The 5045-nt window shown below is 68.2% G+C and carries 3 protein-coding genes and 1 CRISPR repeat array; of the genes, 2 read left to right on the top strand and 1 reads right to left on the bottom strand.

All coding sequences use genetic code 11. The features are described from left to right. On the bottom strand, positions 1-368 hold a 368-nt coding region (locus tag FFS10_RS23095), incomplete at its 3' end, for a winged helix-turn-helix domain-containing protein (protein ID WP_171016216.1). A gap of 130 nt (positions 369-498) precedes the next feature. Between FFS10_RS23095 and FFS10_RS23090 the strand changes: the two genes are divergently transcribed. Continuing rightward, on the top strand, positions 499-753 hold the full coding sequence (locus tag FFS10_RS23090) for a hypothetical protein (RefSeq protein ID WP_171016205.1): 255 nt from the start codon (positions 499-501) through the stop codon (positions 751-753). Positions 754-797: 44 nt separating this feature from the next. Further along, positions 798-1160: a group I truncated hemoglobin gene (locus FFS10_RS22595; protein WP_137896848.1), complete on the top strand. Its 363-nt coding sequence runs from the start codon at positions 798-800 to the stop codon at positions 1158-1160. A 56-nt stretch (positions 1161-1216) separates the two neighbouring features. After that, positions 1217-5030: a CRISPR direct-repeat array (repeat unit 32 nt; unit sequence GTTTCAATCCACGCGCCCGCACGGGGCGCGAC). Between the last annotated feature and the right edge of the window lie 15 nt (positions 5031-5045).

Below are 5045 nucleotides of genomic sequence, written 5' to 3'. Positions count from 1 at the left end.
GGCGGCGGGGCGGCGGAGGGGGGCTCATGCTCCTGCACCTCTGCGACGAAGCGGTAGCCGCGCCGCTGAGCGGTGGCGATGCAGTGCTGCGCGTCACCGCTGTCCCCCACCGCGTGGCGCGCCGCCTTGATGCAGCTGGTCAGGGCGGACTCGCTGACCACCTTGCCGGGCCACAGCGCGTCCAGCAGCTCCCGGCGGCTGACGATGCGGTCGCGGTGCTGCACCAGGTAGGCCAGCAGGTTGAACACCTGGGGTTCGACCTGGCGCGACTGGCCGCCGCAGCGCAAGGCGTACAGGCGGGTGTCGATCACGCAGTCCCTGAACGTCAGCAGCACCGGCGACTCCTTCACCGAATCAGCCGAAATCATACGGCGGCCCCTGGTCTCCATCAAATCTCCACCAAATCCCCACCCCGGCGCCAAGCGGGCGGGCCCCGGCCTGCCTAAGCTTGCCTTCGGCAGGCTGGGGCCTGGCAGCAGCGATGTCCTGGGAGAAAAGATGACTGAAGCTGAGCGCATCCCGTGGCGACGCCTGACGCCTTGGCTGCTCGGGCTGGCCCTCGCCTGCTGCGTCCATGCCACGCTGGGCGCGCTCCCGCTGCTCGCCGCGGGCGGCCTGCTGGCGTACACCCGCCCGATCTGGCCGGCGCTCTGGTGGGGCATCGGGCATCTTTGCGCGGACGCCGCGGTCCGCATGGCCGTTGCGCTCCTGCTGGCCATCCTGATCTGGCGCATGGCCGGCCCGGCGGCCTGAGCGGCCTCTATCCATTCACCCTCGTCAGCCGAAAGGAACTCAGCATGACCACCACCCTGTACCAGCGCCTGGGCGGCGCCGAAGGCATGGCCCGACTCGTGGACGATGTCGTCGCCGCGCACCTGGCCAACCCGGTCGTCAAGACCCGCTTCGAAAACGTCAAGGACCTGGCGCACCTCAAGCGCATGGCGCTCGAGTTCTTCAGCGCGGGCTCGGGCGGTCCCGTCGCCTACACCGGCAAGAGCATGCCCGAGGCCCACAGGGGCATGAACATCAGCGAGCAGGAGTACCTGGCGGTGATGGACGATATCGTCGGGGCGCTGGACAAGAACGGCGTGGACGAGGAGGCGAAGAAGGACGTGATCGCCATCCTCTACGCGCTCAAGGGCGAGATCATCCGCGTCTGACGCCGCTGGCCGGAGCGCGACGTCACTGGCCAGCGCCGACCCCACCGACAGCAACAGCCGCAATCAACGCGCCTGCACGGGGCGCGACCTGGGATGAATCCACGGGCGCGATCGCAGGCCAGCAGTTTCAATCCACGCGCCCGCACGGGGCGCGACTCGCGGCCGATGCCTCGCGCAAGGGAATCCGCTTCCTGTTTCAATCCACGCGCCCGCACGGGGCGCGACACGATCTCCTTCAGTCGTCGGCCAGTAATTTGTCGTTTCAATCCACGCGCCCGCACGGGGCGCGACTCGAGTGGTGCGTTGAGTCCAAGCGCTACGTATGGGTTTCAATCCACGCGCCCGCACGGGGCGCGACGTGGGGCCCGAGCATGGCGACCTGGCGCGAGGCGTTTCAATCCACGCGCCCGCACGGGGCGCGACCGGTAGCCGCCCACGAGAAGTAACCGCGCAGCAGGTGTTTCAATCCACGCGCCCGCACGGGGCGCGACGCCGGAACACCTGCGCGCCGCGCATGACGCCGTGTTTCAATCCACGCGCCCGCACGGGGCGCGACGATTGGGCCAACGGAGAGCCGGCCTATGTAGGCGAGTTTCAATCCACGCGCCCGCACGGGGCGCGACTCGTACATGGGCCGCAGGGTCAGGTCCTTGTGGCGTTTCAATCCACGCGCCCGCACGGGGCGCGACGGGTCAATTTCGAGATCTCAAGCAAGGAAATGGAGTTTCAATCCACGCGCCCGCACGGGGCGCGACCGCTTCGTTTATCGATGCCATCCCACCTCCTTACGTTTCAATCCACGCGCCCGCACGGGGCGCGACCAGCTGTGTCCGTCTCGGCCGCCGTACCTACAGGGTTTCAATCCACGCGCCCGCACGGGGCGCGACCTGAGCCCAGCGGGCAATGGTGCGCTTGAGGGTGTTTCAATCCACGCGCCCGCACGGGGCGCGACGGGACAAGCTCTTGGCCGTTCAGGTGCCCAGTGATGTTTCAATCCACGCGCCCGCACGGGGCGCGACCAAGTAGGGCGTCAACGTTGAGCATCGCCGAGGGTTTCAATCCACGCGCCCGCACGGGGCGCGACGCATACGGTCCATCCGGCTCTTCGACCGTCTCCATGTTTCAATCCACGCGCCCGCACGGGGCGCGACCACCTGATCCATCACACACGCAAACCGGCGAACGAGTTTCAATCCACGCGCCCGCACGGGGCGCGACAGGCAGCGCGCGATGGCTATGACGCGCTGCTTTGGTTTCAATCCACGCGCCCGCACGGGGCGCGACATGTGCGCCCTGCAGCGTATCGTGCAGGGTCTCGTTTCAATCCACGCGCCCGCACGGGGCGCGACCCTTGACGTGGCGATGGTCGAACTGGATGAGAAAGGTTTCAATCCACGCGCCCGCACGGGGCGCGACCTCTCAAGATTCCTCCGGTGATGTTGTCGACGTTTCAATCCACGCGCCCGCACGGGGCGCGACGAGTTCATTTTGTGGTCCGCGAAAGCGATGTCGAGGTTTCAATCCACGCGCCCGCACGGGGCGCGACGTTCGGTGGGGTCGCTCATGCTGCGGCTCCCAGGTTTCAATCCACGCGCCCGCACGGGGCGCGACTTGCTTCGGCGAGCAGGCCATCATCCGTACCGAGTTTCAATCCACGCGCCCGCACGGGGCGCGACCTAGGCGCTGCATGGTCGTGGCTGGCTTCATCTCGTTTCAATCCACGCGCCCGCACGGGGCGCGACCATTGCCGGGTTTGTGGTTGGTGGAGAGACTTGGATTCGTTTCAATCCACGCGCCCGCACGGGGCGCGACCGACTCATTCCCGCGCACGGTGATGAACACGCCGTCGTTTCAATCCACGCGCCCGCACGGGGCGCGACAAGCAGCCGCAGCCTGATCTGTTCGTCTGGCCTGTTTCAATCCACGCGCCCGCACGGGGCGCGACACGCCATTCACCGTCGACACCATCGACGCCATCCCTGTTTCAATCCACGCGCCCGCACGGGGCGCGACAAGCGCTACCTGGAGGGGCTGCAGCGCCAACTGGAGTTTCAATCCACGCGCCCGCACGGGGCGCGACGGGTTTTGGGCCATAGAGGCGCTGGATTGCCCGGTTTCAATCCACGCGCCCGCACGGGGCGCGACACGTCGAGGTCGACGCCGCCGGCGTCATGACCAAGTTTCAATCCACGCGCCCGCACGGGGCGCGACCCAGTTCGACATGTTCAGCAAGCAGGCCGCCGAGTTTCAATCCACGCGCCTGCACGGGGCGCGACACTGGTCCAGGTCGTTGAGGTGCACGTTGGCGAAGTTTCAATCCACGCGCCCGCACGGGGCGCGACGTGACCCCCATGCCGGCGGCGATCAGGTGCAGCTGGTTTCAATCCACGCGCCCGCACGGGGCGCGACCGCGCGCATGCGCCGGGTGGTGGAGCATGGCCTGTTTCAATCCACGCGCCCGCACGGGGCGCGACGTCGCGCCAGTTGCACAGGAACACCTGCACGGCGGCGTTTCAATCCACGCGCCCGCACGGGGCGCGACCGGGGGCGGCGGCGCCGCCCAGGGGTCGGCATTGTTTCAATCCACGCGCCCGCACGGGGCGCGACCGGCGCATCCCTGCGACCTCGCCCGGGTGTTGGTCGTTTCAATCCACGCGCCCGCACGGGGCGCGACGTCGCGAATCAAGCTGCTGACCGCGGCCATGCGAGTTTCAATCCACGCGCCCGCACGGGGCGCGACCAAGCAGCTCGACCGCTTCATCGCCCACGGCACGTTTCAATCCACGCGCCCGCACGGGGCGCGACTCGTCTGCCCCTCCACACCGGTGGACGTCGCCCAGTTTCAATCCACGCGCCCGCACGGGGCGCGACCTGGCCTTCACGCCGTACTGGTGCTTGTTCTCCTTGTTTCAATCCACGCGCCCGCACGGGGCGCGACCGAAGTGGGACTACGTCAATCCCGAGCAGGACGTGTTTCAATCCACGCGCCCGCACGGGGCGCGACCCAACATGGCCCACGCCCATGGCAGTGACCTGGTGTTTCAATCCACGCGCCCGCACGGGGCGCGACCTGGCCCTGATCCTGGCCGCCAATGCTCCCGACGTTTCAATCCACGCGCCCGCACGGGGCGCGACGGTTTTCGCGCAGGCGGTGCTCCTGGGTAGCGAACGGTTTCAATCCACGCGCCCGCACGGGGCGCGACGCGAGGGCGGCGAATTGGTCGGCGGTCATTTCGATGTTTCAATCCACGCGCCCGCACGGGGCGCGACACATCAAGCCGCGGCTGGGCGAGCGCCCGGTGAACGTTTCAATCCACGCGCCCGCACGGGGCGCGACACGGCCTCCAGGCCCTGTCGCGCGTGCAGGTCGTTGTTTCAATCCACGCGCCCGCACGGGGCGCGACATTCCAAGGCACGGCAGAGAATGCCCCTGTCACGGTGTTTCAATCCACGCGCCCGCACGGGGCGCGACAGCTCGCCGTCGTGGTGGAACTCCTCTCCAGCCTTGTTTCAATCCACGCGCCCGCACGGGGCGCGACCCGGTGCCGCCACCAACGCAATCCCGCGCAATCAGTTTCAATCCACGCGCCCGCACGGGGCGCGACGCGTTCTCGTTCATCGGCTCGCCCTGGTTGTCCTTGTTTCAATCCACGCGCCCGCACGGGGCGCGACCGAGCACAGGGGCGCCGTGGCTGCCGCGGCGATGTTTCAATCCACGCGCCCGCACGGGGCGCGACCCCGCCGCCGCTTCACTGGCGGTGTGCAGAACTACGTTTCAATCCACGCGCCCGCACGGGGCGCGACAGGCCGATGGCTACGATGCCGAGGGCCTGGACGAGTTTCAATCCACGCGCCCGCACGGGGCGCGACGAGCGGTGCACCATG

The organism is Ramlibacter sp. 2FC (genome assembly GCF_005503345.1).
In the GTDB taxonomy this organism is placed as follows: domain Bacteria; phylum Pseudomonadota; class Gammaproteobacteria; order Burkholderiales; family Burkholderiaceae_C; genus SCMQ01.
The sequence above is the reverse complement of the archived record's forward strand: the minus strand, read 5'-3'. Positions and strand labels throughout refer to the sequence as shown.